Origin of the sequence: Streptomyces sp. NPDC048191 (assembly GCF_040652655.1) — a bacterium.
GTDB lineage: Bacteria > Actinomycetota > Actinomycetes > Streptomycetales > Streptomycetaceae > Streptomyces.
The window spans coordinates 287,712-313,997 of record NZ_JBEZMO010000005.1 but is presented as its reverse complement, the minus strand read 5'-3'; the positions used below and the strand labels follow the sequence as shown (position 1 = coordinate 313,997).

The following is a 26,286-nucleotide window of genomic DNA, read 5'->3' as shown; positions in this document are numbered from 1 at the left end:
ACGGATGTGACCGACCGGGCGGCCGGGGGAGGCAACGTGGACGACTACGCGGGTCGGGTGCTCGCCGACCGCTACCGCCTGCCGTTGCCGCCCTCCGACGAGTACGAACTCACCGAGTCCCGCGCCTTCGACACCTACAGCGGCCAGGAAGTCCTCGTCCGGCAGGTGCCGTTGCCGGAGGTCGTCGAGGCCGAGGTGCTCGACGCGGAGGGGCTGCCGGAGGGGTTCACCGCTCGGGAGCGGGGGGCCCGCCGGACGGCGGACGCGCGGACCGCCACCCGGCGGCCCGCGGACCCCGCGGTGCGGCGTGCCGTCGAGGCCGCGCAGGCGGCGGCTCGCATCCCCGATCATCCCCGCCTCGACCAGGTCTTCGACGTGTTCGCCGAGGGCGGGTCGCTGTGGGTGGTCAGCGAGTTGGTGGCCGCGCGTCCGCTGGCCGCGCTGCTCGCCGAGCAGCCGCTGTCGCCGTACCGGGCGGCGGAGGTGGCCGCCGACGTGGTCATGGCGCTCCGGGTGCTGCACGCGCACGGCTGGGTGCACCGCAACATCACCGCCCGCACGGTGCTGGTCTGCGACGACGGCCGTGTGATGCTGACCGGCCTCGCCGTCGGCGCCGCGGAGGAGGCGTTGTGCGGGTACGACCCGGTGCCGGTCCAGGAGGGCACGGAGGAGGGGGGCCCGGGAGCGGGAGCGACTCCGTTCACCGGGGGCCGGGGGGATCCCCCGGGTTCCGGTGGCCGCCCGGCTGACGGGTCCGGAGCGGGCGGAGTCCTGTCCGCCGAAGTCGATCCCGAGACCGCGCGCCGGGCCGCGATCCAGGCACGGGCGGCCGGAGGGCTGCCGGTGCCCGGGGCGAACGGGGCGTCCGGCGGGGGCGGGGTGCCCGGTCCGGCGGGGCAACGGCCCCTGGACACGGGCGCGGACATCCGCGCCGCCCGCGCCGGCGCCATCGCCGCGTACCGCGCGGGTGCCCGTGCCGCCGCCCGGGTGCAGGAGGCCCGGCAGACCGGGCGCGCCGCGCTGCCCGGGGCCCGGCCGCCCGCCGAGGCCGGCACCGGCGCCGACCGCGCCGACGGTACGGCGCGGTTGCCGTACCAGGGCGGGCCGGGCGGTACGACGCCGTCCGGCCGCATCGCCGACCCCTACGGAGTGCGGGGCGCCCCCTGGCACGGCGCCGAACCGCGCCCCGGCACCACCGCAGCGAGCGGCGGCCCCCAACGCCCCGGCCTCCCCGCGCCGACCCCCACCCCCACCGACGGCGACCCGGACCTGCTTCCGTACGGCACCGATCCGACCCACGGCGGCACGGACCTGCCCTGGGACGGTCGCGTCCCGGCCCCCGCCGACCCGGACCTGTCTCCGTACGGCCGCGCCCCGTCCGGCGCCGGCCCGGACCTGCCGTCCTACGGCACCGATCCCGTCCACGGCGGCACGGACCTGCCCTCGGACGGCCGCGTCCCGGCCCACGGCGGCACGGACCTGTCCCCGTACGGCCGCGCCCCGGCCGGCGCCGGCCCGGACCTGCCGTCCTACGGCACCGATCCGACCCACGGCGGCACGGACCTGCCCTCGGACGGTCGCGCTCCGGCCCCCGCCGACCCGGACCTGCCTCCCTACGGCACCGCCCCCGCCGTGTCCTACGGCACCGACCCCGTCCGCCAACGCCCCGCCCTGCCCTCCGCCCCAGGCCCAGCCGGTCGTGGTCCGGAGCTGCCGGCCCAGTCCACCGCTCCCGGCGACCGCGCCACGGACCCCGGCCTTCCCGCCGTCGGCGGCCCTCACCACGCTCCCGGCCCCACCCGTCGGCTCCTCCCCCCGCAAGACCCCGCCGGGCCCTGCTGGGACGACGGTCGTGTGGTGGGTGGTAGTCGGCGGGGGCCGGGGAACGCGCTGGCGGCCGAGCGGGCGCGGCAGGTGCGGATGACCGTCGTGGGGCCGGTGACCGAGCGCTGGGCGCCGGAGCAGGCCGGCCCCGTGCACGAGAACTGGCAGCTGGCGGCGCCGATCGGGCCCGCGACCGACCTGTGGGCCCTCGGGGCACTGCTGTTCCGGGCCGTGCAGGGACACGCGCCGTACCCGGAGGAGTCGACGGCCGAGCTGGTGCAGCTGGTGTGCGCGGAGCCGCCCGCCTTCGCCGAGGAGTGCGGTCCGCTCCGGCCGGTCGTGGAGTCGCTGCTGCGTCAGGACCCCACCGAGCGCCTGGACTTCGAGGAGCTGAGCGGCTGGCTGCGGTCGCTGGTGCGTTCCGCGCCCGAGCCCGACGCCGGCACCCATGTCGTACCGGTGCCGCCCGCCGACCCCAGCCGGCTGCCGGTCGTCCGGCGTCGCGGCGAGCTGGTGCGGCTGCGGCGGCGGCGCGCCGGGCTGTCCGAGGTCCACCCCCACGGTCGCCACAAGCGGGCCAGGGCCGCCCAGGAGCAGGCCCGTTCGCCGCGCAGACTCGGCCGGACCCTGCTTCTGCTGATCCTGCTCCTGCTGGCCGGCGCGATCGCGTACGCGATGCTGTTCATGCCGAAGCAGGGCGGGAGCGGGGCCGCGGGCAGCCCGGACCGCACGGGCAGCGCCGGTGAGGCGAGCCCGGCGCCCACGCACACCCGGCAGCAGCCGTCCCCCGGACAGGGCACCCCGCAGAGCAGCGCGCCCGCCACCGAGACCCAGACCGGCGGCGACCCGTCCGTCGCCGACGGCTTCACCCTGCGTAAGGACCCGGAAGGCTTCCAGGTCGCCGTGGCCAAGGGCTGGGACCGCACCCCGAAGAACGGCAGCGGCCAGGTCGTCTACACGCACGGGAACTTCGAGCTGATCGTCGTACCGGGCAGGGACAGCGCATCGGCGTACGGCAGTGACCCGATGGCCTACCAACGGGACAAGGAGAGCGAACTCCAGCCGTATCGCGACTCCAGCTGGGCCACGGCCACCGGACTGAGAACCATCGAGGTGGGCGGGCGGACGATGGCCGAGGGCCAGTTCACCTGGACCGACGGGCAGGGCCGCGACCTGTTCGTGCGCAACATGGCGATCCTGCTGAACGGTCACTACCACATCGTCCAGGTCCGCGGCCCGGAGGGGCAGCGGGACCAGGTGACGCGGCTGTACGAGCAGGCCACGGCGACGTACCGCTACACGGGTTGAGCGCCCCGTATACCGGCTGACCGGTACTGGCCGATTCCGGCGGCGACAACCGTCACAGTGCTGTCACCTTGGCACCCCGCTGGTTCCCTGTTGGTGGACCGGTCCTTAGTCTGACCCAGTCAAGAGCATTGCGGGGCAACGTGAATCAGATGCAGGGCCTGCTGATAGCGGGCCGCTACCGGCTCGCCGATTCCATCGGCAGCGGCGGCATGGGCCGGGTATGGCGCGCCCACGACGAGGTGCTGAACCGGACGGTCGCCGTCAAGGAGTTGACCGCCGCGCTCTACGTCTCCGACAGCGACCGGGCCGTGCTGCTCGCCCGCACCCGGGCCGAGGCCCGCGCCGCGGCGCGCATCAACCACTCCGCCGTCGTCACCGTGCACGACGTCCTCGAACACGACGGCCGTCCGTGGATCGTGATGGAGCTCGTCGAGGGCAACTCGCTGGCCGACGCGGTCAAGGAGCGCGGGCGGGTCGAGCCGCGGGAGGCCGCGCGCATCGGCCTGTGGGTGCTGCGGGCGCTGCGCGCCGCGCACTCCGCCGGCGTGCTGCACCGGGACGTCAAGCCCGGCAACGTGCTCCTCGGCCGGGACGGCCGGGTGCTGCTCACCGACTTCGGCATCGCCCAGATCGAGGGCGACTCCACCATCACCCGCACCGGAGAGGTCGTCGGCTCGGTCGACTACCTCGCGCCCGAGCGGGTGCGCGGCCACGACCCCGGCCCCTCCTCGGACCTGTGGGCGCTCGGCGCCACGCTGTACACGGCGGTCGAGGGCCGTTCGCCGTTCCGCCGCACCTCACCGCTGAGCACCATGCAGGCGGTCGTGGAGGAGGACGCCGACGAGACACGCCACGCCGGTCCGCTCGGCGCGGTCATATCCGCCCTGCTGCAGAAGGACCCGGCGCAACGGCCCGGCGCGGACGAGACGGAGCAGATGCTCGCCGAAGCGGCGGAGGGCCGACGGCCGAACGCGGCGCAGGCGTACGTGCCCACGCAGCACGGCCACTTCCCCTCGGAGGCGCGGACGGGGCCCACCCGCACCGGCGCGGAGAGAGCCACCGGAACGCCGTATCCACCGGTGACCGGGCCGACGCGGGTCGGCGGTCCGTACGACGCGGGTTCCGGGCCACACACGCCCGTCCCGCAGGGGCAGCCGGTACGGCCGCCCAAGCGCCGCAGGCTGCGCACGCTCGCCCTGGTGGTCGTCCTCGCCGCGATCGTCGGCGCAGCTGTCGCGTTCGCGTTGCAGCAGTTCGACTCGGGCAGCCCCGGCGACTCCGCCGCTGTGTCGTCGCCTCCGAGTACCGGTGCCCGTGCCACGCCGGGCCACGGGGGAGGTCAGAAGGCGGTTCCCGGCGGCTGGCAGCGGCGCAAGGACCCGGTGGGCTTCAGCATCTCCCTGCCCAAGGGGTGGAAGCGGTCCGTCTCCATCGACCAGGACGGCCTCCGGCAGGTCGACTACTCGCCCGACAAGGGCAAGCACCTCGTGCGGGTCGCCGTCGACACCGCGCCGGACTTCCGCACCGCGTACGACCACATGAGCTACCTGGAGCAGCAGCGGGTCGCGCCGCGGCTGCTGGGCTACAAGAAGCTGAGCCTCAAGGAGGAGCTCTTCCGCGACCTGCCGGGCGTCCGCTGGGAGTACACGTGGAACGCGCTGGCCAAGGATGCGCCGCACTACTTCCCTGGGCCCTACCATGCGATCGACGTCGCGTACATGGACAATGACGGCACCGAGTACGCCATCTACGAGGCCTCGCCGGCCGGCGACTGGGCCACCACCAAAAAGCAGTTCGACTGGATCCTGCGGGGCTTCCAGGAAGGTTGATCCGAGTGGGACAGCGGGTCCCACTGTCACCGTGCTCGCTCTTGTGTCGCGTATCGGCCCATCGGGGAGCCGCGTGGGCCGATACGTCGACGATGGGCTCAGGCGGCGTCCGAGCAGGAACGGACTATCGTGTTCCCTTCCATGACCGCCACTTCCGCGCCGATGTAGTCGAGAGCGTCGCCCGAGGGGGACGCGTAAGTGGTGAACGAGAGGCTCGATCCGTTTCCGTCGTAATCGGAATGCCAGGGCCAGTCCGTCACCCATCCGGTGCCATCGTCTATGGAATAGAGCCGAATGGCCACATGGTGACCGTCGGCGGCGTTGTCCTTGACCCAACCGCTGATGTCCACATGGTGGGACGTCCAGTTGGTGAACGTGAGGCTCCCCGAGGCGCCGGTCACCGAGCACGCGGCTGCGCCGCTCGCCGCGCTGGCATTGGTCACTGTGGTCGTGGCGAATATCGCCACCGCCGCGACACCTGTGACGGAAAGGCGCTTAAACGTGTTTCCCATAAGGGGAATGTAAGGGTTTCATGATTCACACGACAGCATGATTCAAGCCGCCCGTTCTGCCCGGTATGGCGTGTATTGCCTTATGATTTGCCGTCCTTTGTGGCTCTTTCAAAACAGGTTGTGGCTGAAAATGATCGACCCTGACCGTCCACTGGGGTGAAGTCCGGATGGGCCTCGGCGGCATACTTGGCCGATCGCCGCCCCGGAAGGCGTCCGTCCGATGCGGCATGATGGGGCGCATGGGGACCGAGGGGGACGTCTTCCGTGTGATCGCGGACCGTTACCGCCTGGAGGCGAGGATCGGGCGCGGCGGCATGGGCGTCGTGTGGCGGGCCCTCGACCTGACACTGGAACGCCGGGTCGCGGTCAAGGAACTCCTCCCGGACGACTCCTTGACCGAGGACGACGCGCGGCGCCGCCGGGACCGTACGTTCCGCGAGGCGCGGGCGGTCGGCCGGCTGCGGCACCCGCACATCATCGTCGTCCACGACGTGGTGGAGCAGGACGAACGGCCGTACCTGGTCATGGAGTTGATCGACGGCGGCTCGCTCGCCGACCGGCTCGCCCGGCAGGGCCCCGTGGACGCCGCGGAGGCCGCGCGGATCGGTGTCGCCCTGCTCAGCGCGGTGCGCACCGCGCACGAGGCGGGGGTACTGCACCGGGACATCAAGCCGGCGAACGTGCTGATCGAGTCCGGCACCGGCCGGGTCGTGCTGACCGACTTCGGTATCGCGCAGGTCGCGGGCGCCACCACGCTCACCGAGACCGGCTCCTTCGTCGGCTCGCCCGAATACACCGCGCCGGAGCGGATGTCGGGGCTGCGCACCGGGCCGGAGTCCGACCTGTGGTCGCTGGGCGCGCTGCTGTGCACGGTGCTCAGCGGCGAGTCGCCGTTCCGCCGCGACTCGCTGGGCGGCATCCTGCACGCCGTCGTCGCCGCCGAGATCCGGCCACCCGGCGAGGCCGGACCGCTGCTGCCGGTCGTACGGGGGCTGCTGGAACGCGATCCCGACCGGCGGCTCGGCGCGGCCGAGGCCGAACAGATGCTGCGGACGTTCCTGGAGACGGGCCGTACACCGGAGGCACCGGGGCCGTCGCCCGGAGCCACCACCGCCGCCGGGCTCATGCACCGCATCGGCGCCGCCCGGACCCCGAAGGCCGCCGCGTCGTACACACCGACCCAGCAGGACCTCCCGCACGGCGGATCACCCCCGGCCGCCGCCCCGGCACCGGCTGCCGAGCCCCGGACCCGGCCGTCGTCCACGCGCGGGGTACTGGTCGCGGCCCTGCTCATCGCCGCGCTGGCCGGGGCAGGCGTGTCGGCGGCGGTGCTGCTGCACCGGGACGGGCGCGGGGGCGGCGGCGGCCCCGGCGGTACGCCGAACTCCCCGGCCACCGCGACCGGCACGAGCCCGGGCTCACTCACGACACCCCCCGCCTCCGGCCCGGCGCCCACCGACCGGTCCACGGCCGGCTCGCACAGCGCGCCCTCCGGATACCGCACGGCCCGGGACCCGGCCGGCTTCTCCCTCGCCGTGCCACGGGACTTCACCCGCAGTCCGCAGGGCGAGCGCGTCTTCTACCTCTCCCCGGGCGAGACCTTCCGCCTCGGCATCAAGGTCGCTGGTCCCCAACCGGGCGGCCCCCGGGCCGTGATGGAACGGTCCGCTGCCAACGGCCCGTCCACCAACCCCGGTTACCACGACGGCCGGGTCACCCGCACCACGCACGACGGACACCCGGCCGCGCTGTGGGAGTTCACCTGGGACGGCTTCAGCGCGGCGGAGGGCCCGCGCCACACCTACGACCTGTGCTGGGAGCAGGCCGGGCGGATGTACGACGTGTGGGTGTCGGCGCCGGTCGGCAAGGTGCGGGAGGCGCGGGAGTACTTCGACGTGGCCGTGGACACCTTCTCGGTCACGGGTTCGTGACCGCTTGGCCTTCCCTGTGGCTGTGGGCGCGCACGGCGCGATATGGATGAAGCATGAGCAGTGACGGGGGAGTCGGTCACGGGACCGACGACACAACGAGTTTTGTTCTGCAACCGCCGCAACCGCAACCGCATCCGCACCCGCAAGCGGACGCGCAACCGCAGCCGAACGCGCACCCGCACGCGGACGCACAGCGGCAGCCGGACGCGCACCCGCAAGCGGACGCGCAGCCACAGCCGGACGCGCCCCCGCACCCCCTGCCGTCCCAGCAGCGGGAGGCGGGCGGCGGACGTCTCATCGCCGGCCGGTACCGGCTGCTCGGCAAGCTGGGCCACGGCGGGATGGGGACCGTGTGGCGGGCCAAGGACGAGACGGTGGACCGGGAGGTCGCCGTCAAGGAGCCCCGCGTACCGGACCACCTTCCCGAACGGGAACGCGCCAACGCCTTCGAGCGCATGCGCCGCGAGGCCCGCGCGGCGGCCCGGCTCGATCACCCGGCGGTGGTCGGTGTCCACGACGTCGCGGTCGTCGACGGCCGGCCCTGGATCGTGATGGAGCTGGTGCGCGGCCGCAGTCTCGGCGACGTCCTGAGCGAGGGCACGCTGGGCGCGCCCGAGGCGGCCCGGATCGGCCTCCAGGTGCTCGGCGCGCTCCAGGCGGCGCACGCGGCGGGCGTCCTGCACCGGGACGTCAAGCCCGACAACGTCCTGCTCGGCCGGTACGACCGGGTGGTCCTCACGGACTTCGGGATCGCCCGGATCGAGGGCGACACACGGCTCACGGACACCGGCGGTTTCGTCGGCTCGCCCGAGTACATCGCGCCCGAACGGGTGCTGGGGCAGCGGCCCGGCCCGGCGAGCGACCTGTGGTCCCTGGGCGTGCTGCTGTACACGGCCACCGAGGGCGTCTCCCCGTTCCGCCGCAGCAACACCCCGGCCACCCTCCAGTCCGTCCTCAACTCCACCCCGGCCGCGCCCGCGTCCGCCTCCGGCCCGCTGGCCGAGGTCATCGACGGCCTGCTGCGCAAGGACCCCGCTCACCGGCCGTCGGCGGACCGGGTCCGGGAGCTGCTGGAGGCGGCGGCCGAGCCCCCGGTGCCGCCGGTGCCCACCCAGCCCGGCCCGGTCACCGCCCCCGCCGCCCGCGTCCGGCGCTTCGGCCGTGCCGCGTGGCTCGGCGCGGGCGCGGCCCTGCTCGCGGTGGCGGTGACGGCGTACCTGGTGCTCGCCGACCCCTTCGCGGGCCCGCTGCCCGACGGCTGGACGAAGCACCCGACCCCGAAGCTCGGCGTCACCGTGGCCGCCCCGGCGGGCTACAAGGAGGTCGAACCGGGCAAGGACGACTCCGACCAGAACTGGGTGACGTACGAGGACTACAGCGGCGGCATCTGGATCACGCTGACGCTGGCCCGGAAGTCGCAGGACTCGCTGGGCGACATCAAGAACACCGCGCGGTCCCAGATGTACGCCGACGACGAGAAGTTCCGCGGCGGCGGCGACTACAGCCTCGACATGCCCAGCGGTGCGAGGACACACCCTGACGACACCGCGACCTACCGCGGCAGGGAGGCCGCGAAGAACACCGTCGTCTTCAAGAGCAACGACGGCGGGAACCCCAGCCCGCGCGAGCTCCAGATCTTCTACTACCGGACGAGCGGCGGGGACCTGTACAAGCTCACCGTCGGCTACCCGAACAAGGGCGACTTCACGGCCCGCGGCCGGGACGTGGCCGAGGCGGCGATCGCCGGCCTGGACATCAGGAAGCTCTGACGCCCGAGCCGCCCCGCTCCCGGTACCGGCCCGGTGTGATCCCGAACTCCCGGCTGAAGGCGTGCGAGAGGGCGTACGGGCTGCCGTACCCGGTCTCCCGTGCCACCGTCGCGAGCGGAGCGTCCGAGTCGCGCAGCCGGATGGCCGCCAGGGTCAGCCGCCACCAGGTCAGATAGGCCATCGGCGGGCGGCCGACCAGGGTGGTGAAGCGGCGCGCGAGGGTGGCGCGGGAGACGCCCGCCTCAGCGGCCAGCCGGTCGGCGGTCCACGGGGCCGCCGGGTCGGAGTGCAGGGCGCGCAGCGCGGCCGTGGTCACCGGGTCGGTCAGCACCGCCGGCCACGCGCCGGTCCGGGCGCGCGCCATCCAGGCGCGGATCATGTAGACCAGCAGCAGGTCCAGCAGACTCGGCAGGGCCAGGCAGCCGCCCGGACGGCGTTCGTCCAGCTCCCGGGCCAACAGGTCGAGGGCGGCGGCCAGTTCGGGCTGGCCGCCGACCCGGTGGGGCAGATGCACCACCTGCGGCAGCTCCGCCATCAACGGATGCGCCCGGCTGCGGTCGAGACGGTACTTGCCGCACAGAAGTTCGACATCGGGACCGGTCCTTGGCCCTCCTGCGCCGGTGTCCCGCACCCGCTCGAAGGGGACGGCTCGCCGTGCCTCGGCCGCCGTCGCCGTACGGTCCGCCAGCACGTGGCCCGCGCCGTGCGGCAGCAGCACCACGTCCCCCGGGCCCAGGTCGACCGGGTCGCCGCCGCCGTCCGGCAGGAGCCGGCACGCGCCGCGCAGCACGACGTGGAAGCCCGCCCCCTCGTACGGGGAGAGCCGCACGCACCAGGTGCCGCTCACCCGCAGCCGGTTCGACGAGGGCTCGCCCGCCCGGACAGCGGCTATCGCATCGCTCACCACATCCATGAGACACCAGCGTATTCGAACGAGCGGAACGAGCATTGGGGCGCTCACCTCATGGACCTAGGGTCGTCGGTATGGCTGATGACCAGGTACAGCGTTTCGTGATCGGCGATGTCGAGGTGCTCCGCGTCGTCGAGTGGCAGGGGCCGCACGTGCCCGTCGGCACCCTCGTGCCCGACTGCCCTCCCGGGGTGTGGAGCGAGCACGAGGAGCTGGTCCCCGACCACCGGGAGGCCGGCGGTGACCGGGCCGTGCTGGCGGTCCAGACCTGGGTGGTGCGCAGCGGCGGCCGCACGGTGCTGGTCGACACCGGTGTCGGCAACGGTCGGGAGCGGCCCGGCAATCCGCTCTTCCGCATGCGGCAGGGCAGGTTCCCGGAGCTCCTGGCGGAGGCCGGGGTCCGTCCGCAGGACGTCGACGTCGTCGTCAACACCCATGTGCACGGCGACCACGTCGGCTGGAACACCCACGCCGTGGACGACGCGTGGGTGCCCACGTTCCCGCACGCGCAATACCTCCTGCCGGCCGCCGACGACGCCCACTTCGGGCCGCGGGGCGGATACGCGGGCGGGGTCCGCGAGGTCGACCGGCTGGTCTACGAGGACAGCGTGGCGCCGGTGCACCGGGCCGGGCAGGCCGTGCTGTGGGAGGACGGCCACCGGATCGACGAGCACCTCGTGCTGGAGCCGGCCCCCGGTCACACCCCGGGCTCCTCCGTCCTGCGGGTCGAGTCCCGCGGTGAGCGGGCCGTGTTCGTCGGCGACCTCGTGCACAGCCCGGTGCAGATCCTGCGCCCCGAGTGCAGCAGCTGCTTCTGCCTGGATCCGCGTCAGGCGGCCGCGAGCCGGCGCCGGGTGCTGGAACGCGCGGCGGAGCAGCGGGAGTTGGTCGTCCCGGCGCACTTCTCCGGGGCGGGCGCGGTGGAGGTGCGCAAGGCGCGCGACGGCTTCACCCTGCACCGCTGGGCCGGCTGACCGCCCGCCTCGGCGACGGCCGGCTCGTCGAGTCCCGCGGTGAGCGGGCCGTGTTCGTCGGCGACCTCGTGCACAGCCCGGTGCAGATCCTGCGCCCCGAGTGCAGCAGCTGCTTCTGCCTGGATCCGCGTCAGGCGGCCGCGAGCCGGCGCCGGGTGCTGGAACGCGCGGCGGAGCAGCGGGAGTTGGTCGTCCCGGCGCACTTCTCCGGGGCGGGCGCGGTGGAGGTGCGCAAGGCGCGCGACGGCTTCACCCTGCACCGCTGGGCCGGCTGACCGCCCGCCTCGGCGACGGCCGGCCGCTCGGGTGTGCCCCGCTTCGACAAGCGCATGCCGCGCACGGTACTCATGTGACATGAGTGGAGACGGCGAACACCCGCCCGGCACACGTCTGATCGGTGGCCGCTACCGGCTGGCCGGGCGCCTCGGCTCCGGGCCCGCCGGCACCGTCTGGCGGGCCCGGGACGAGCAGGAGCGGGGCCGCCGGGTCGCCGTCAAGGAGCCGCTGCTGCCCGGCGATCCGGCCGACGACGAGGACAGCCGCCGGATCGCCCACCGGCTCTACCGGGAGGCCCGCGCCGCGGCCCGGGTGCGCCACCCTTCCGCGATCACGGTGTACGACGTCGTCACCGAGGACCAAGTCCCCTGGATCGTCATGGAGTTGGTGGAGGGCGTGTCGTTGCGGGAGGCGCTGCGGCGCGGCCCCGTCCCGCCCGAGGAGGTCGCGCGGATCGGGCTCGCCGTCCTCGGTGCCCTGCGCGCCGCCCACGCCGTCGGCATCGTGCACCGGGACGTCAAGCCGGCCAACGTCCTGCTGGAGTCCGGCACCGGACGGGTCGTCGTCACCGATTTCGGGACCGGCGACGGGCACCCCGCGGACACGCCCGCCGGTTTCCTCGCCCCGGAGCGTGCCGCGGGCCCCGGCGCCGGGCCGGCGTCCGACCTGTGGTCCCTGGGCGCGCTGCTCCGCGCGGCCCTCGGGGACGCGGATCCCGGCCCGCTGGGCCCCCTGCTGGACCGGCTGCACGCGGAGGCGCCTGAGGCCCGTCCGGGCGCGGAGGCGGTCGCGGCGGAGCTGCGGGAGTACCTCGGGCTCGCGCCCGAACCGGACGCCGTACCGGTGGCCGGCCGTCCGGTGACCGCCGGCGCGGAGCCGGAGCCCGCACCCGAGTCCGTGCCGCCCCCGTCCGCCGACCCGCGCCGCCGCACCCCGCGCACCGCGCTCGGACTGCTTCTGGCGAAAAAAGCCGGGCTCGGATGATCGTTCCGCTCATCACCGCGCCAACGCCCTGATCAGCACATTCACTGCCAGTGATCACTGGCAGTGTGTGAGCACTCGGTGAATCCCCGTTACCGACGGGTACACAAAGCCCCCGCTCCGGCATACCCTGCGCGTCATGACGGACACGCAGGCCCCGGACAGCACCGGCACCAACCCCCTCGCGCCCGCCCCCGAGGGCGCCCGCACCGCCGCCGACGTGGTCACCCCGGAACTGGTGGCCCAGCTCACCAAGGGCGTCGTCGGCTCCGGCCGTACCGCCAACCACAGCCCGTTCACCGGCGAGAAGCTGGCCGACCTGCCCGAGTCCACCCCCGAGGACGTCCGCAGCGCCTTCGAGGCCGCCCGCACCGCACAGGCCGTGTGGGAGAGGACCCCGGTACGACAGCGGGCCGCCGTCCTGCTGCGCTTCCACGACCTCGTGCTGCAGCGGCAGGCCGAGGTGCTCGACCTCATCCAGCTGGAGACCGGCAAGGCCCGCCTGCACGCGCACGAGGAGGTCCAGGCCGTCGCGGTCGCGGCCCGCCACTACGGCCGCAAGGCCCCCGCCTATCTGCGGGCCAAGCGGCACACCGGCGCCGTCCCCACGCTCACGAAGGTCACCGAACTGCGCCACCCGCGCGGCGTCGTGGGCCAGATCGCCCCCTGGAACTACCCCCTGGAGCTGTCCGTCGGCGACGCGCTGCCCGCCTTCGTCGCAGGCAACGCGGTCGTGATGAAGCCGGACACCGAGACCTGCCTCACCGCCCTGTGGGCGCGCGACCTGCTGATCGAGGCCGGCCTGCCCGAAGGCGTCTTCCAAGTCGTCCTCGGCGAGGGCCCGGTCGTCGGCCCCGAGCTCGTCCGGCACGCCGACTACGTCTCCTTCACCGGCTCCACCCGCACCGGCCGCGAGGTCGCCCAGGGCGCCGCCTCCCGCCTGGTCGGCGTCTCCCTCGAACTCGGCGGCAAGAACGCCATGCTGGTCCTCGACGACGCCGACATCGAGAAGGCCGCCGCCGGTGCCGTACGCGCCTGCTTCTCCTCCGCCGGACAGCTCTGCATCTCCATCGAGCGGCTGTACGTGCACGAGTCGGTCGCCGACGCCTTCCTGGAGCGTTTCGCCGCCCGCACGAAGGCCATGCGACTCGGCAACTCCCTCGCCTACGGCGCCGACATGGGCTCGCTGGTCGGCGAGCGCCAGCTGAAGACCGTAGAACGGCATGTGGAGGAGGCCGTCGCCAAGGGAGCCAAGGTGATCGCGGGCGGCACGGCACGCCCCGACATCGGCCCCTACTTCTTCGAGCCGACCATCCTGGACGGCGTCGAGGACTCCATGGCCGTGTGCGAGGAGGAGACCTTCGGCCCGGTCGTCTCGATCTACCGCTTCAAGAACGACGACGAGGCGATCGAGCGCGCCAACGCCACTCCGTACGGGCTCAACGCCTCCGTCTGGACCACGAGCGCCCGGCGCGGCAGCGAGGTCGCCGCCCGCCTGCGCACCGGCACGGTCAACGTCAACGAGGGCTACGCCCCCGCCTACGGCAGCGTCCAGTCCCCGATGGGCGGCATGAAGGACTCCGGCCTCGGCCGCCGCCACGGCTCCGAGGGCATCCTCAAGTACACGGAGGCCCAGACCGTCGCCCAGCAGCGCCTGCTGCCGATGGCGCCCTCCCTGGGCATGACCGACGAGGGTTACGCCCGCTTCATGAGCACGAGTCTGCGCCTGATGAAGGCGTTCCGTTTCCGCTAGAAGCCCCGGACCAGCGCGTCCAGTACCACCCGTTCTCGACGAGGAGAGCACGTGTCGCAGGAGAAGTCTGTCCAGACCCGGGACGAGGACGGGTACGACTACGACGTCATAGTCGTCGGATCGGGATTCGGCGGCTCGGTGTCCGCCCTCCGCCTGACCGAGAAGGGATACCGGGTCGCCGTCCTGGAAGCCGGCCGCCGCTTCACCCGCGACACCCTCCCCAAGAACTCCTGGGACCTGAAGAACTACCTCTGGGCCCCGAAACTCGGCATGTTCGGCATCCAGCGGATCCACCTGCTGGGCAACGTCATGGTGCTGGCGGGCGCGGGTGTGGGCGGCGGCTCGCTCAACTACGCCAACACCCTCTACGTACCGCCGAAGGCGTTCTTCGACGACCCCCAGTGGCGCGGCATCACCGACTGGCAGGAGGAGTTGAAGCCGTACTACGACCAGGCCCGGCGCATGCTCGGCGTACGGCTCAACCCGACCATGACACCCTCCGACGTGCACCTGAAGGCGGCGGCCCAGCGGATGGGCGTGGGCGACACCTTCCACCTCGCCCCGGTCGGCGTGTTCTTCGGCGACGGCAAGGACGCCGACGGGACGGCGAAGGCGACGCCGGGGCAGCAGGTCGCGGACCCGTACTTCGGCGGAGCCGGCCCGTCCCGCAACGCCTGTACCGAGTGCGGCGAGTGCATGACCGGCTGCCGCCACGGCGCGAAGAACACCCTGAACGAGAACTACCTCCACCTCGCCGAGAAGGCGGGCGCCGTGGTCCACCCCATGACCACGGTCGTGTCCGTCACGGACGACTCACGCGGCGGGTACGCGGTGGCGACCCTGCCGACGGACCGGAAGAAGAAGGGCGAGGGCCGCCTGTTCACCGCCCGCAGGGTCGTCCTCGCGGCCGGCACCTACGGCACGCAGACCCTGCTGCACCGGATGCGGGCCGGCGGCCAGTTGCCGTACCTGTCGAAGCGGCTGGGCGACCTGACCCGCACCAACTCCGAGGCACTGGTGGGCGCGCAGACCGACAACCGCCGCTACCGGAAGGCGACCGGCGAGCCGAGGGCCGACTTCACGCGAGGCGTCGCGATCACGTCCTCCATCCACCCGGACGAGAACACCCACATCGAGCCGGTCCGCTACGGCAAGGGCTCCAACTCGATGGGCGGCCTGTCCATCCTCCAGGTGCCCTACGCCGAGGGTTCCTCCCGGGCCCTGGCCTGGCTGGCGAACGCGGCCAGGCACCCGCTCCTCGTGCTGCGCTCCCTGTCCAACCGGCGCTGGTCCGAGCGGACCATCATCGGCCTGGTCATGCAGTCGCTGGACAACTCCCTGACGACGTACCTGAAGCCGGACGGGGTCGGCAAGGGCCTGCTCACCGCCCGCCAGGGCCACGGCGCCCCCAACCCCAAGCAGATCAAGGCCGCGACGGAGGCCGCCTCCGCACTGGCCGCAGAGATCAACGGCTTCGCCGGCAGCAACGTGGGCGAGCTGATGGGCACCCCGCTGACCGCGCACTTCCTCGGCGGCTGCCCCATCGGCGACTCGGCGGAGACCGGCGTCATCGACCCGTACCACCGCCTCTACGGCCACCCCGGCATCTCGGTCGTGGACGGCGCCGCCGTCTCGGCGAACCTGGGCGTGAACCCCTCGCTGACGATCACCGCGCAGGCCGAGCGCGCGATGTCCTTCTGGCCGAACAAGGGTGAGCAGGACCCGCGTCCGGCGCCGGGCGCGGCGTACGAGCGGCTGAAGCCGGTGGAGCCGCAGGCCCCGGCGGTCCCGGCGGAGGCGTTCGGCGCCCTGCGCCTGCCGTTCCTGGGGATGCCGGCGGTCCCGCCGAAGCAGTAGCGCGGGCATGCCGAAGGGGCCTGCACCCCCCTCCTGGTGCAGGCCCCTCGGTGTGCGACCGCGCTTACGCGGCTGCGTTCGAACCGGCGCCCTTGCGGCGGCGGACGGCGAACACCGCTCCGGCGCCGACGACGACGGCGGCACCGCCGACGAGACCGATGGTCGGCAGCATGGAGCTGGAACCGGTCTCGGCGAGCGAGCCGGTGACGTCCTGGGTGTTGGTCTTGCTCGGCTTCTGGGTGGGAACCGGGACCTTGCCGCCCTCCTGGGGCTTCGTCCCGCCCGTGTCGGTGCCGGCCTTGACGATCTTGATCAGGTAGCTGGCCTGGTCCGAGCCGATGCAGTTCTCGTCGTCGTCGAAGTACATCCCGCCGCCGATGGTCAGACCCTCACCGACCGGCGCGTTGGCCTTCACGTTCAGCCGGAGCTGGTAGTTGACCGTCTGGCCGGCCTTGATGTCGGCGAGGTCGAGGTAGCCGTTGGAGTGACCGGCGCCGTCCTCGACGTCGTACCAGGTTCCGTCGTACTTCACCTGGAGCTGGACCTGGCTGGTCTTGAAGGCGTACTGGGCGTTCGGGTCGCTCGGCCCGACACCCGCGTAGAAGATGACGTCCTTGAGGTTGGTCGACGTCGGGTTCTTCACGGCGAGCGTGAAGGGGTGCCAGCCGCTGCCCACGGCTATCTCGCCGGGCAGACCGCTGAGCGAGGCGTGGATCTTGGACTTGTACTGGGCGTCGTCCTCCTCGCAGATCCCGGTCGGCGTGCTCGGCTCGTCGCTGGGCTCGGCGCTCTCGCTGGGCCCGGTGGACGTGGACGCGGACGCGGACGGCGACGTGCTCGCGCTCGCCGAGTCGGAGGCGGACGGGCTGTCCGACGCCGGAGCGTCGGAGGTGCTCGCGTCGTCGGCCGGGGTGCTGCTCTGGTCGGTCGCGGGGGTGCTCGCGTCGTCGGCCGGGCTGCTGCTCTGGTCGGTCGCGGGCGTGCTCTCGTCGGCGGCCGGGCTGCTGACCGCCGCGCTCGGCGACTCGTCGGCGAACGCGGCGGGCGCGGAAGCCAGGGCGAGCGGGGCGAGCGCAGCCGTCGCGGCCGCGGTGATCATGGCGCGGCGAAGCTTCATCGAGGACCTCTCGTGGGGCTCGCGTGCTGCGTCGCGGCAGCACGTGTGCGGAGGCCTCCGTGTGTGGGGCACGGGCATGGCCGTTGGTTGCGTAGGTGAGACCCGTGGCCTGTGGGGAAAGTTGTGCGCCGCCCGGCGAGAAGTGGCGTGAGGTAGCTCACATTCCACTGGGATGTGACGAAGGGCCCCGCGGGACGGAGAGGCCGCGGGGCCCTTCTTGGTCAGCACCGACGTCAGGGCGGCGTCGGTGCCTGGGGCGGCGCCGGGGGGTTGCGCCGCTGGTTCTTGGTGCCGGCCTCGTGTCGTGCTTTCGCGAGCCGAGGCGGACGGTGTGCAGCGGTGCCGTCGTCTGCGCGGGGACTCGGGGCTCGTGCGCACCGGGCTGGATGGGCAAGGCATCCGCACCTGGTTCGACCGGCACTGGTGTCCATGTGGAGTTTTCCGCCGGTCGGCCCCGGGCGTCCCCGGAGCCGACCGTTCTCTTGGGTGACCGGGCTGCTGTCCCCTGCCGTCCGGTCACTTACCTGGAGCGAGGTCCCACGGCGTACGGCACGACCCGTACGCCTCATCACTCCAGCGAGCCACGCGTGGTTCTGTCGGGCCCGCCCCTGGCTGGCACGGACATCCCGCTCAACGAAGCGCCGCGCGACCCGGTCACGCGCCGTACGGGTGAGACGGCGTCCGAACTGGGGTGCGACGCTCAGATGCGGCCCCGGCACAGCTCGAGCAGGGTCATGGCGAGGCCGGTGCCCGGCTTGCCGAGGGCCTCGCGGTAGCGGCCGAGGATCTCCATCTCGCGGGAGAGGTTCACCCGCCGCCCACCGGAGGCGATGCGGGTCTGCTGGACGACGGCGGAGACGGCCATCCGCTCCTGGATGAGACCGATGATCCGGTCGTCGAGCACGTCGATGCGCTCACGGGCGCCGGCGATGGTCTCTTCCGGGGTGGTGGTGGTCATGTCGGGGCTCCTGGTGAAGGTGGCGGGGACGCCCCGGAACGGCAGGACCCGGAAAACGACAGGCGCCCCGGGCCTTGTCGGCCCGGGGCGCCTGGGAAGTCGCTTGGCGTTGCGCTCAAGCAGCACGACCATGGCAGCCGGCGGGCCGGTTGCCATAGGTAAAGAGGAAGGTCGAGTGCGCGAGCATGGCGCCAGTATGCCATGGCCGAGTCCAGGGGAAGCGTCCCCGTCCACCCCGTTAGACTCGTTAGCACAGACCCCGCCCGACCACCAGAAGGCACCCCGTGTCATCAGCGACTTCCACTGCCGCCACCCCCGACACCGTCCTGGTCGTCGACTTCGGCGCGCAGTACGCCCAGCTCATCGCCCGACGCGTCCGCGAGGCGCGGGTCTACAGCGAGATCGTGCCGAGCACCATGCCGGTCCAGGAGATGCTCGCCAAGAACCCCGCGGCGATCATCCTGTCCGGAGGCCCCTCCTCGGTGTACGAGGAAGGCGCCCCCCGCCTCGACCGCGAGATCTTCGAGGCCGGCGTCCCCGTCTTCGGCATGTGCTACGGCTTCCAGCTGATGGCGCAGGCCCTCGGTGGCACCGTCGACAACACCGGAGCCCGCGAGTACGGCCGTACCGACCTGCACGTCTCCAGGACGTCCTCCACCCTCTTCGAGGGCACCCCGGGCGAGCAGCACGTGTGGATGTCGCACGGCGACGCCTGCTCCGCCGCCCCCGAGGGCTTCACGGTCACCGCGTCCACGGACGTCGTACCGGTCGCCGCCTTCGAGAACGACGACAAGCAGCTCTACGGCGTCCAGTACCACCCCGAGGTCATGCACTCCACGCACGGCCAGCAGGTCCTGGAGCACTTCCTGTACCGCGGCGCGGGCCTCAAGCCGGACTGGACGACCGGCAACGTGATCGAGGAGCAGGTCGCCGCGATCCGTGAGCAGGTCGGCGACAAGCGCGCGATCTGCGGCCTGTCCGGCGGCGTGGACTCCGCCGTCGCCGCCGCCCTGGTCGCGCGCGCCATCGGCGACCAGCTGACCTGCGTGTACGTCGACCACGGCCTGATGCGCAAGGGCGAGACCGAGCAGGTCGAGAAGGACTTCGTGGCCGCGACCGGCGTCAAGCTGGTCGTCGTGGACGCCGAGGAGCGCTTCCTGACCGCGCTCAAGGGCGTCAGCGACCCCGAGGAGAAGCGCAAGATCATCGGTCGTGAGTTCATCCGCGTCTTCGAGCAGGCGCAGGCGGACATCATCGCGGACGAGGGCCCGGCCGTGGAGTTCCTGGTCCAGGGCACCCTCTACCCGGACGTGGTCGAGTCCGGCGGCGGCACCGGCACCGCCAACATCAAGTCGCACCACAACGTCGGCGGTCTGCCCGAGGACCTCGAGTTCCAGCTGATCGAGCCGCTGCGCAAGCTGTTCAAGGACGAGGTCCGCATGGTCGGCCAGGAGCTGGGCCTGCCGGAGGAGATCGTCCAGCGCCAGCCGTTCCCCGGCCCCGGCCTCGGCATCCGCATCGTCGGCGAGGTCACCAAGGAGCGGCTGGACCTCCTGCGCGACGCCGACGCGATCGCCCGCGAGGAGCTGACCGCGGCCGGCCTCGACCGCGACATCTGGCAGTGCCCGGTCGTCCTGCTCGCGGACGTCCGCTCCGTCGGTGTCCAGGGCGACGGCCGTACCTACGGCCACCCGATCGTGCTGCGCCCCGTGTCCTCCGAGGACGCCATGACCGCCGACTGGTCCCGGCTGCCGTACGACGTCCTCGCCCGCATCTCGACCCGCATCACCAACGAGGTCCGGGACGTCAACCGCGTCGTCCTGGACGTGACCTCGAAGCCGCCGGGCACCATCGAGTGGGAGTAGCCGGTGAAGGTCACGTCCGCCTGAGAGTGCGCACCGGCTCTCCGGGCTTCCAGACCTGGACGACGAGGTAGGTGTCGTCCTCGACGCAGGTCCGCACGACCTCCGTCAGCTCGGTGCGGAAGAGGTGGAACGGCTGCGGCGGTTCCACCTCTTTCACGTACCCGGCCTTGGTCTCCCCTTCCCCCACCTCGTACGCCCGCCCGCTGATCCGCACGTCCCCGCCGGCCATGTCCGTGCCGGCGCCGGGATTCGCCTGGAGCGAGAAGCGCGGGTCGCGGCGCAGGTCGAGGGCCTTGAGGGAACCGTCCATCATCCCGAGCCACAGCTCACCCCCGCGGAAGTCGGCCTCCAGGCCCGAGGTGCGCGGCGAGCCGTCCGTGCGGAGGGTGGCGAGGACATGGTGCCGGAAGGCGCGGAAGCGGTCCTCGGCGAGCCGCGCCAGGCCGGGTGCGGCGGAGGTGAAAGCCGCCCAGTTCACAGGTGTCATACGCGCCAGTCTCACCGGCAATCCGGACAACCTCTGTCGTGTATTCGTCGCGTACGTCATCTTTACAAAACAGCTCTGCCCTTTTGCGCTGACCGAGGGTAACTTCCGGCGCGTAGAGCAATCACAGCGCTGGAGGACCTATGCACGGGCCCACCCCGCCCCTGCCGCTGCCCACGGACCAGCTGCGGTTCGCCATGCCGCCGATGCACGACTCGGTGGAGGACGAACGCCGGCACCGCAAGGAGCGGCTGGCGGGCGCGCTGCGGATCTTCGGCCGCGCCGGACTCGAGGACGGGGTGTCGGGCCACATCACCGCACGCGACCCGGAGTACAGCGACTGCTTCTGGGTCAACCCGTTCGGGATGCCGTTCAAGCACGTCACCGTCAGCGATCTCGTCCTCGTCAACCAGGACGGGCAGGTCGTCGAGGGCCGCTACCACGTCAACCAGGCCGCGTTCACCGTGCACGCCCAGGTCCACGCCGCCCGCCCGGACGTCGTCGCCGTCGCCCACTGCCACTCCGTGCACGGCCGCGCCCTCTCCGCGCTCGGCGAGCTGATCGACCCCATCACCCAGGAGAGCTGCGCCTTCTACGAGGACGTCGCGCTCTACGACGCCTACACCGGCGTCACCGTCGACATCGAGGAAGGCCGGCGGATCGCCGGGGCCCTCGGCTCCCGCAAGGCGCTCGTGCTGCGCAACCACGGACTGCTCACCGTCGGCGACTCGGTGGACGCGGCGGCCTGGTGGTTCCTGTCCATGGAGCGCTCCTGCCAGGTCCAGCTGATGGCGAAGGCGGCCGGGCGCCCGGTGCTCATCGACCACAAGCTGGCCGTGGCCACCCGCGAACAGCTCGGCGGCGACCTGGTGGCCTGGATCAACTACCAGCCGTTGTGGCAGGACATCAGCCGCAGCGAACCGGACCTGCTGAGCTGACCCGGGGCGGGGAGCCGGCCGGACCTGCTCAGCCGAACCCCTTGAGCACCGCCGCCTTCGTCAGCGCGAACTCCTCGTCCGTGAGCACGCCGTCCCGGTGCAGCTCACCCAGTTCCCGCAGCCGGCGCAGCAGCACGTCATGGTGGTCGGCCTGCCCGGGTACGGCCGACCGCTGCCGGTCCGCGCTGCCCTGGGCGCCCGCGGTGCGGGTGGAGGGATGCGGCAGGCGGGCGGTGACGGCCGTCGCGACCAGCGCGGTCAGCAGATCGCGGCGGACACTGCCCCACAGGTCCAGGGTGTAGGGGTCCCGCTCGGGCGGCAGCTTGGAGAACACCGTCTCCGGGGTGACGAACCGCAGAAAGCCGTCCTCGTACCCGGAGTTGGGCAGCCACTCCACCTGCACCAGGTCGCCGAGGGCGATGATCCGCGGGCCGGTCGCGCGTTTGACCCGGTCGGCGGTGTCGGCCCAGTCGATGCGCACCTGCGTGCCGTCGAAGGAGACCGTGCCGTCGGAGGACCGCACCGACACCGGCACCGGCGGGCCCGGCAGCAGATAGCCGGTGGTGGGCTCCTTGGGGATCCGGTCGAGGAGCAGGGCGTGCCGGATCTCCTCGGCGACGTACTCCGCGACACCGCCGCGGTCCGCGTCCACCGACAGCCGGTAGGGGTCGGCCGGGTCCGGCAGCCGCCCGCCCGTCGCCTGCAGCAGCGGGTCGGCGCCCTCGCGCAGCCGCATCCGCAGCCGGCCGCGCTTGCGCTCGGGTTCGTAGACGACCTCCGAGACCGCCTCCAAAGGCACGGAGATCTCCCCGTACGTCTGCCGGAACAGCGGCACGCAGCGGTGCAGTCCGGGGGTGATCCGGATCGTGCTGCCGTCGAAGGCCCAGGTCCCGTCCCGCTGGATGATCTCGGCCATACGGAAATTCTCGCAGCCGGGTCAACACAGCGGCCCGTACTTCACCCGCCGTGACCCGGCCCGGCGGCCCGGTGCGGCTTGCAGTAGGGCACAATTCGCTGTCAGCACAGGGGAGTTGTTTTGCGCGGCGACGAGGTCCTCCTCCGGGGATCGCCGGCCGCGCCGGAAGGTCGTGCGGAAGGCGGGCGCCGGTCGTGGCGGTGCAGGAGGCGAGACAGGGCACGGGTGCCGAGGCGATCCACGAGGGTGGCTGCGCCTGCGGGGACTGCCCGCACGGCGTCCGGGAGGGGCACCGGCGGGCCGTCGCCGCGTTCCTGCGGCGGCGGGACGAGTTCGCGGCCGGGCAGGGTCTGCCGGCGGCCGTGGCGCACTCGGCCTCGGCGTCCCGCCAGTGGGTTTCCGAGCAACTGACCCAGCGGGCGGAGTCCGTCGCCGAGCGCGGCCGCGCCGAGGGCGAGGTCCGGCTCGCCCGGCTGTGGCTGCGCACGGTGTGCGCGGTGTGGGGCGTGGTCCTCGCGCTGCTGCTCGGCGAGGCGCTCACCGCGATCGGCGCGGGCTGGAGCGACGCCCGCACCGCGGCCCTGACCGCCGCGCTCGTCATCGCCCTCACCCTCAGCGCCGCCTCCTGGCTCCACCGGGCGCGTGGCGGGGTACTGGCCCCGGTGATCGGTGAGGACAACCGGATGTCCACCTCCCGTACCGTGGCCGCCTGTTGGGTCCTGTTCGTCGGCTACGCCGTCCTGCTGCTGGCCGCCCGGCTGGCCACCGCCTCCGACCCCGCCGAACGCGACGCGCTGATCTCGGGCCTCGACCTCGCGCGCGGCGCGGGCGTGGTGACCGTCCTCGCCGTGGTGTGCGGCATCGCCGTCCTGGTCCGCCGCGTGGTGGGCGTGCGCATCCTCGCGCAGCGGCTGCAGAAGGTTCCGGCGCACCGGCCGCGCGCCGCCGACCTGCTCACCGACGACTCCGGCCGGGGCGCCTTCACCGACATCCAGTACGTCGCCGTCAGCGCCGTCGCCCTGCTGTTCGCCGCCGTACGACTGGCCCGCCGCCCCGACCAGCTGCCCGACCTGCCCTGGGGCCTGGGCGTGATCGTGCTGATCTCGGCCGCGACCTATCTGGCCGGCAAGTACGCCGAGGGCGGCCGCCCGGTCGTCCTCTCCGTGGTCCGTGCGCGCGAACCCGGCGACCTGGACGGGCCGATCCGCACCGGCGACGACATCGAGATCCGCGGTGCCGGATTCGTGCCGCCCGGTGCCCGCGGTGCCGACCGGCTCTCCAAGATGGTGGTCCGCATCGGCACCGTCGATGTGCATGTGCCGCTGGTCCCCGTCGCCGGCGGCTTCAGCAACCCCACCGACACCGTCCTGACCGTGCCCGTGCCGGCCGACGTCGAGCCCGGAGCGGTGGAGGTGCAGGTGGTCACCGCGGCCGGCGTGGCGACCAACCGGTGCATCGTCCAGGTGACGGAGTGAACGGCGCCGGCGACCGCCGGCCTCCCCGCACCCGACGGACCGTGCCCGCCCCCAGTTCGCACGCGGGGTAGTACGTCGGGCCGAAATCCGAAAAAGCGTCCGGGACGGGATTGAACTGTGCCCCCTTGTCATACGTATGGTCGGATGAGGGTGGGACGGCGGGCGAGAGGCGGCTGGCGAAACGATGACTCACGGCATGCGGACCGACACGCACCTGGACCGGCTGAACGGCCCACGCGGCTGGCGGGACGCCGCCGCCCACTACGCCCTGCTGCCGCTGCGGGTCTTCCTCGGCGTCACCTTCATCTACGCCAGTCTGGACAAGCTCACCAGCAGCTCCTTCCTGAAGTCCGGCGGGGCCGGGTCGATCGGCGACACCATGCGCGCCGCCCGCGACTCCGCCGGCATCCCCGCTCTGGTCGACCTGGCCCTGAAGGCCCCGGTCGGCTTCGGCTACGGCATCGCCCTCGGCGAGCTGGCCGTCGGCATCGGCACCCTGCTCGGTCTGCTCGCCCGGCTGGCCGCGCTCGGCGGCGCGCTGATCTCGTTCAGCCTGTGGATGACGGTGAGCTGGGCGACGACCCCCTACTACTACGGCAACGACCTCGCCTACCTGATGGCCTGGATCCCCCTGATCCTCGCAGGAGCCCCCTATCTCTCCGTCGACGCGGCCTGGCGAGCCCGACGCCGGCAGCGGTCGGGCGGCTACAGCTGACCGCCGCCTACTTCACTGATGCGCGCCGGTGCCCGCCGGCCGTCGGCTGACCGCGCGGCCGGTCCTTCACTGATGCGCGCCGGTGCCCGCCGGCCGCCGGCTGACCGCGCGGCCGGTCTGTCCGATCCGGGTCACACCGCCTGGCCGCCCTCCGCGCGGCCCCGTCTGCGTATGCCCCGTGCCACGACCGCCGTGGCACCGGCCAGGAACAGACCGCCCACGATCAGCGGGACGACCGCGAACCACGGCGTCTCCCACAGCCCGCCCGCGTCTCCCGCGAAGACCACGCCGGTGACGGTGAGGAAGAGCCCGGCGACCAGCCTCCCGGGCTGGAACTCATGACGCAGCACGACTGACCTCCACCTCTCCCACACCGACCCCGAGCCTGAGCTCCAGCGTGCCGGCCTCCTTGGCGCCCTTGGCCGGAGCCAGCGTCACGTTCCTGACCCTGCGCGGCTGCACGTCCACGTCCTTCCCGCTGTCCCCGGGCAACCGGATGTCGCCCACGCCCACTGCGATGCTCATCCGCGCGGTCACGTCCGCCGGCACGATCACCTTCAGCTGCCCCGCGCCCACGTGGGCGTCCGTCGCGACCGTCCGTCCCCTGCCCGGATGCACCCGGCTCAGGTCCAGGGTGCCGCGCCCGGTGCCGAGGTCGTATGCCGGCCGCACCCCGGCCGTCGCGGCGGGCGCCCAGGAGGTGTCCCTCCAGTGGGTGGTGATGTCCCTGGGCATGGCCGACGCCCCGGCGAGCAGCGCCGCCGTGACGATCGCCAGGAACACCGTCCCAGCCCCTGTGCGGCCGAGGAAGGAGCTGACCGCGAGGCCCAGACCGAGGACGGCCAGCGCGCCTGCCAGTCCCGTCTGCAGACTCGTGCCCAGCGGATGCGTGTCCCACGTCAGCCCGGTGCCCAGGCCGCCCGCCACGAGGGCGAGCAGGAACACCCAGCCGCCGATCCAGCGCGGGCCGCGCGGTCTCGGGGGAGCGGTGGGCTGCGGCCGTATGGAGCCGTGGTGGGTCCAGGGGGTGGCGATGCCGACGTCCACCACGGAGGTGACGTCCCGGTCGCGGGCGTCGTTCGGGCCCCACAGATAGCCGGTGCCGCCGACATGGGTGCCGTCCTTGACGATCGGGTCCCGCCACCAGGACGGATAGATGGCGACGACCGGCGGTGCCTGGGCCTCCGGCGGGGCGTCGGCGGCGGCCTGGGCGGCGAGCGGGTCGGGGTCTGGGGCACCACGGCGCCGCGACCAGTACCCGGCCCCCGCCAGCAGCAGGGAGAGCACCACGGCGAAGGCCAGCACCCCGCCGTTCCGCAGCATGGTCAGGAAGATCCCGCAGCCGACCAGCGCGAACAGCACCGCTGCGAGCGCCTGGCCGTCGACCCGGCCCGTGAGCAGCTTGCGCAGCTCGTTCTCCTCCTCGTCCTCGTACGGCACGAGGAGCCAGGCGAAGCCGTAGAAGATGAGGCCGATACCGCCGGTCGCGGCCAGCACGGCCAGGGTGATCCGGAAGACCACCGGGTCGATGTCGGTGTGCCGGCCGAGGCCCGCGCACACGCCCGCGATCATCTTGTGCCGGCGGTCGCGCCGGAACCGCTCGGGGGCCACGGCGGCGGACCGCTCCTGATGCTGCTGTGCGTCGGCGTGCGGGTCGCTGCCGGCGCCGGCCGCTTCCGTCCTGTCCGTCGCGGCGGGCGCGGCATCCGTCGGCCCGGTGCCCGGGGCCGGGCGCGGGCCGGGGCCGGGTCCCGGACCCGTCGCGGCGTGCTCGTGATCCGTCATGCGTCCATGGTGACGGCCCGGCCGTCGCCGCGGCAGTCGGGACAACCCTGGGCGAACCCTGAAATCGGCCCTGAGACGAGACGGGGAACCGTTCGAGGGGCCGCGACCA

General features: G+C 73.0%; 20 protein-coding genes and 1 pseudogene. 13 read left to right on the top strand and 8 right to left on the bottom strand.

The window, feature by feature from the left end; genetic code table 11:
• The first annotated feature begins 36 nt into the window (after positions 1 to 36).
• Together AB0D93_RS11920 and AB0D93_RS11915 are read left to right on the top strand one after the other, a co-directional pair.
• Positions 37 to 3,132 carry a protein kinase gene (locus tag AB0D93_RS11920; protein WP_362117074.1) on the top strand — a complete coding sequence of 1,032 codons (3,096 nt, stop codon included), beginning with the start codon at positions 37 to 39 and terminating at the stop codon, positions 3,130 to 3,132.
• 149 nt (positions 3,133 to 3,281) lie between these two features.
• On the top strand, positions 3,282 to 4,961 hold the full coding sequence (locus AB0D93_RS11915) for a protein kinase (RefSeq protein WP_362117070.1): 1,680 nt from the start codon (positions 3,282 to 3,284) through the stop codon (positions 4,959 to 4,961).
• Positions 4,962 to 5,059: 98 nt separating this feature from the next.
• Here AB0D93_RS11915 and AB0D93_RS11910 read toward each other — a convergent pair whose 3' ends face one another.
• Positions 5,060 to 5,473, bottom strand: a complete 414-nt coding sequence (locus AB0D93_RS11910; RefSeq protein WP_362117062.1) for a hypothetical protein — start codon at positions 5,471 to 5,473, stop codon at positions 5,060 to 5,062.
• A 239-nt stretch (positions 5,474 to 5,712) separates the two neighbouring features.
• Between AB0D93_RS11910 and AB0D93_RS11905 the strand changes: the two genes are divergently transcribed.
• The gene (locus AB0D93_RS11905) at positions 5,713 to 7,404 is read left to right on the top strand and encodes a serine/threonine-protein kinase (RefSeq protein WP_362117059.1); all 1,692 of its coding nucleotides are present in this window, start codon (positions 5,713 to 5,715) and stop codon (positions 7,402 to 7,404) included.
• Between the two features lie 53 nt (positions 7,405 to 7,457).
• On the top strand, positions 7,458 to 9,173 hold the full coding sequence (locus AB0D93_RS11900) for a serine/threonine-protein kinase (RefSeq protein WP_362117056.1): 1,716 nt from the start codon (positions 7,458 to 7,460) through the stop codon (positions 9,171 to 9,173).
• On the opposite strand, the gene AB0D93_RS11895 is transcribed toward AB0D93_RS11900, so the two are convergent.
• A complete protein-coding gene (locus AB0D93_RS11895; protein ID WP_362117053.1) occupies positions 9,160 to 10,086 on the bottom strand; it encodes an AraC family transcriptional regulator in 927 nt (308 codons plus the stop codon). The two genes, AB0D93_RS11900 and AB0D93_RS11895, sit on opposite strands and share 14 nt — an antisense overlap.
• 71 nt (positions 10,087 to 10,157) lie before the next feature.
• Here AB0D93_RS11895 and AB0D93_RS11890 point away from each other — a divergent pair, with 71 nt between their 5' ends.
• The 5 genes and pseudogenes from AB0D93_RS11890 to AB0D93_RS11870 all read left to right on the top strand — a co-directional run bounded on the left by AB0D93_RS11890 (position 10,158) and on the right by AB0D93_RS11870 (position 15,924).
• Positions 10,158 to 11,057, top strand: a complete 900-nt coding sequence (locus AB0D93_RS11890) for an MBL fold metallo-hydrolase (RefSeq protein WP_362117050.1) — start codon at positions 10,158 to 10,160, stop codon at positions 11,055 to 11,057.
• A gap of 32 nt (positions 11,058 to 11,089) precedes the next feature.
• Positions 11,090 to 11,332, top strand: a pseudogene (locus AB0D93_RS11885) (MBL fold metallo-hydrolase); the annotation flags it as partial.
• Positions 11,333 to 11,411: 79 nt separating this feature from the next.
• Entirely contained in the window at positions 11,412 to 12,317 is a 906-nt protein-coding gene (locus AB0D93_RS11880) for a serine/threonine-protein kinase (RefSeq protein ID WP_362117047.1), read from the top strand.
• Between the two features lie 136 nt (positions 12,318 to 12,453).
• Positions 12,454 to 14,067 carry a succinic semialdehyde dehydrogenase gene (locus AB0D93_RS11875; protein ID WP_362117044.1) on the top strand — a complete coding sequence of 538 codons (1,614 nt, stop codon included), beginning with the start codon at positions 12,454 to 12,456 and terminating at the stop codon, positions 14,065 to 14,067.
• A 51-nt stretch (positions 14,068 to 14,118) separates the two neighbouring features.
• Entirely contained in the window at positions 14,119 to 15,924 is a 1,806-nt protein-coding gene (locus AB0D93_RS11870; protein WP_362117041.1) for a GMC family oxidoreductase, read from the top strand.
• 64 nt (positions 15,925 to 15,988) lie between these two features.
• Here the strand turns inward: AB0D93_RS11870 and AB0D93_RS11865 are convergent, their stop codons facing one another.
• Together AB0D93_RS11865 and AB0D93_RS11860 are read right to left on the bottom strand one after the other, a co-directional pair.
• On the bottom strand, positions 15,989 to 17,041 hold the full coding sequence (locus AB0D93_RS11865; RefSeq protein WP_362117038.1) for an LAETG motif-containing sortase-dependent surface protein: 1,053 nt from the start codon (positions 17,039 to 17,041) through the stop codon (positions 15,989 to 15,991).
• Between the two features lie 700 nt (positions 17,042 to 17,741).
• Complete coding sequence (locus AB0D93_RS11860; protein WP_362117035.1) at positions 17,742 to 17,999, bottom strand: chorismate mutase; 258 nt, start codon at positions 17,997 to 17,999, stop codon at positions 17,742 to 17,744.
• A gap of 284 nt (positions 18,000 to 18,283) precedes the next feature.
• On the opposite strand from AB0D93_RS11860, the gene guaA reads away from it, so the two are divergent.
• On the top strand, positions 18,284 to 19,864 hold the full coding sequence (guaA, locus tag AB0D93_RS11855) for a glutamine-hydrolyzing GMP synthase (protein WP_362117032.1): 1,581 nt from the start codon (positions 18,284 to 18,286) through the stop codon (positions 19,862 to 19,864).
• Between the two features lie 10 nt (positions 19,865 to 19,874).
• Here guaA and AB0D93_RS11850 read toward each other — a convergent pair whose 3' ends face one another.
• A complete protein-coding gene (locus AB0D93_RS11850; RefSeq protein ID WP_362117029.1) occupies positions 19,875 to 20,351 on the bottom strand; it encodes a pyridoxamine 5'-phosphate oxidase family protein in 477 nt (158 codons plus the stop codon).
• A gap of 140 nt (positions 20,352 to 20,491) precedes the next feature.
• On the opposite strand from AB0D93_RS11850, the gene AB0D93_RS11845 reads away from it, so the two are divergent.
• The gene (locus tag AB0D93_RS11845; protein WP_362117026.1) at positions 20,492 to 21,286 is read left to right on the top strand and encodes a class II aldolase/adducin family protein; all 795 of its coding nucleotides are present in this window, start codon (positions 20,492 to 20,494) and stop codon (positions 21,284 to 21,286) included.
• Positions 21,287 to 21,314: 28 nt separating this feature from the next.
• Here the strand turns inward: AB0D93_RS11845 and AB0D93_RS11840 are convergent, their stop codons facing one another.
• Complete coding sequence (locus AB0D93_RS11840; RefSeq protein ID WP_362117023.1) at positions 21,315 to 22,202, bottom strand: DUF4429 domain-containing protein; 888 nt, start codon at positions 22,200 to 22,202, stop codon at positions 21,315 to 21,317.
• A gap of 194 nt (positions 22,203 to 22,396) precedes the next feature.
• On the opposite strand from AB0D93_RS11840, the gene AB0D93_RS11835 reads away from it, so the two are divergent.
• Positions 22,397 to 23,677, top strand: a complete 1,281-nt coding sequence (locus tag AB0D93_RS11835; protein WP_362117020.1) for a hypothetical protein — start codon at positions 22,397 to 22,399, stop codon at positions 23,675 to 23,677.
• A 184-nt stretch (positions 23,678 to 23,861) separates the two neighbouring features.
• The gene (locus AB0D93_RS11830) at positions 23,862 to 24,392 is read left to right on the top strand and encodes a DoxX family membrane protein (RefSeq protein ID WP_362117017.1); all 531 of its coding nucleotides are present in this window, start codon (positions 23,862 to 23,864) and stop codon (positions 24,390 to 24,392) included.
• A 131-nt stretch (positions 24,393 to 24,523) separates the two neighbouring features.
• On the opposite strand, the gene AB0D93_RS11825 is transcribed toward AB0D93_RS11830, so the two are convergent.
• Both AB0D93_RS11825 and AB0D93_RS11820 read right to left on the bottom strand, forming a co-directional pair.
• A complete protein-coding gene (locus AB0D93_RS11825; RefSeq protein WP_362117014.1) occupies positions 24,524 to 24,742 on the bottom strand; it encodes a hypothetical protein in 219 nt (72 codons plus the stop codon).
• Complete coding sequence (locus AB0D93_RS11820; RefSeq protein WP_362117011.1) at positions 24,729 to 26,177, bottom strand: PspC domain-containing protein; 1,449 nt, start codon at positions 26,175 to 26,177, stop codon at positions 24,729 to 24,731. Before AB0D93_RS11820 ends, AB0D93_RS11825 begins: the two co-directional genes overlap by 14 nt.
• Positions 26,178 to 26,286 lie beyond the last annotated feature (109 nt).

What these genes read in the sequence shown, in the direction of transcription:
- AB0D93_RS11915 (WP_362117070.1), top strand. Translation starts at nt 3,282, where the DNA reads ATGCAGGGCCTGCTGATAGCGGGCCGCTACCGGCTCGCCGATTCCATC.
- AB0D93_RS11910 (WP_362117062.1), bottom strand. Translation starts at nt 5,473, where the DNA reads ATGGGAAACACGTTTAAGCGCCTTTCCGTCACAGGTGTCGCGGCGGTG.
- AB0D93_RS11905 (WP_362117059.1), top strand. Translation starts at nt 5,713, where the DNA reads ATGGGGACCGAGGGGGACGTCTTCCGTGTGATCGCGGACCGTTACCGC.
- AB0D93_RS11900 (WP_362117056.1), top strand. Translation starts at nt 7,458, where the DNA reads ATGAGCAGTGACGGGGGAGTCGGTCACGGGACCGACGACACAACGAGT.
- AB0D93_RS11895 (WP_362117053.1), bottom strand. Translation starts at nt 10,086, where the DNA reads ATGGATGTGGTGAGCGATGCGATAGCCGCTGTCCGGGCGGGCGAGCCC.
- AB0D93_RS11890 (WP_362117050.1), top strand. Translation starts at nt 10,158, where the DNA reads ATGGCTGATGACCAGGTACAGCGTTTCGTGATCGGCGATGTCGAGGTG.
- AB0D93_RS11880 (WP_362117047.1), top strand. Translation starts at nt 11,412, where the DNA reads ATGAGTGGAGACGGCGAACACCCGCCCGGCACACGTCTGATCGGTGGC.
- AB0D93_RS11875 (WP_362117044.1), top strand. Translation starts at nt 12,454, where the DNA reads ATGACGGACACGCAGGCCCCGGACAGCACCGGCACCAACCCCCTCGCG.
- AB0D93_RS11865 (WP_362117038.1), bottom strand. Translation starts at nt 17,041, where the DNA reads ATGAAGCTTCGCCGCGCCATGATCACCGCGGCCGCGACGGCTGCGCTC.
- AB0D93_RS11860 (WP_362117035.1), bottom strand. Translation starts at nt 17,999, where the DNA reads ATGACCACCACCACCCCGGAAGAGACCATCGCCGGCGCCCGTGAGCGC.
- AB0D93_RS11850 (WP_362117029.1), bottom strand. Translation starts at nt 20,351, where the DNA reads ATGACACCTGTGAACTGGGCGGCTTTCACCTCCGCCGCACCCGGCCTG.
- AB0D93_RS11845 (WP_362117026.1), top strand. Translation starts at nt 20,492, where the DNA reads ATGCACGGGCCCACCCCGCCCCTGCCGCTGCCCACGGACCAGCTGCGG.
- AB0D93_RS11840 (WP_362117023.1), bottom strand. Translation starts at nt 22,202, where the DNA reads ATGGCCGAGATCATCCAGCGGGACGGGACCTGGGCCTTCGACGGCAGC.
- AB0D93_RS11830 (WP_362117017.1), top strand. Translation starts at nt 23,862, where the DNA reads ATGACTCACGGCATGCGGACCGACACGCACCTGGACCGGCTGAACGGC.
- AB0D93_RS11820 (WP_362117011.1), bottom strand. Translation starts at nt 26,177, where the DNA reads ATGACGGATCACGAGCACGCCGCGACGGGTCCGGGACCCGGCCCCGGC.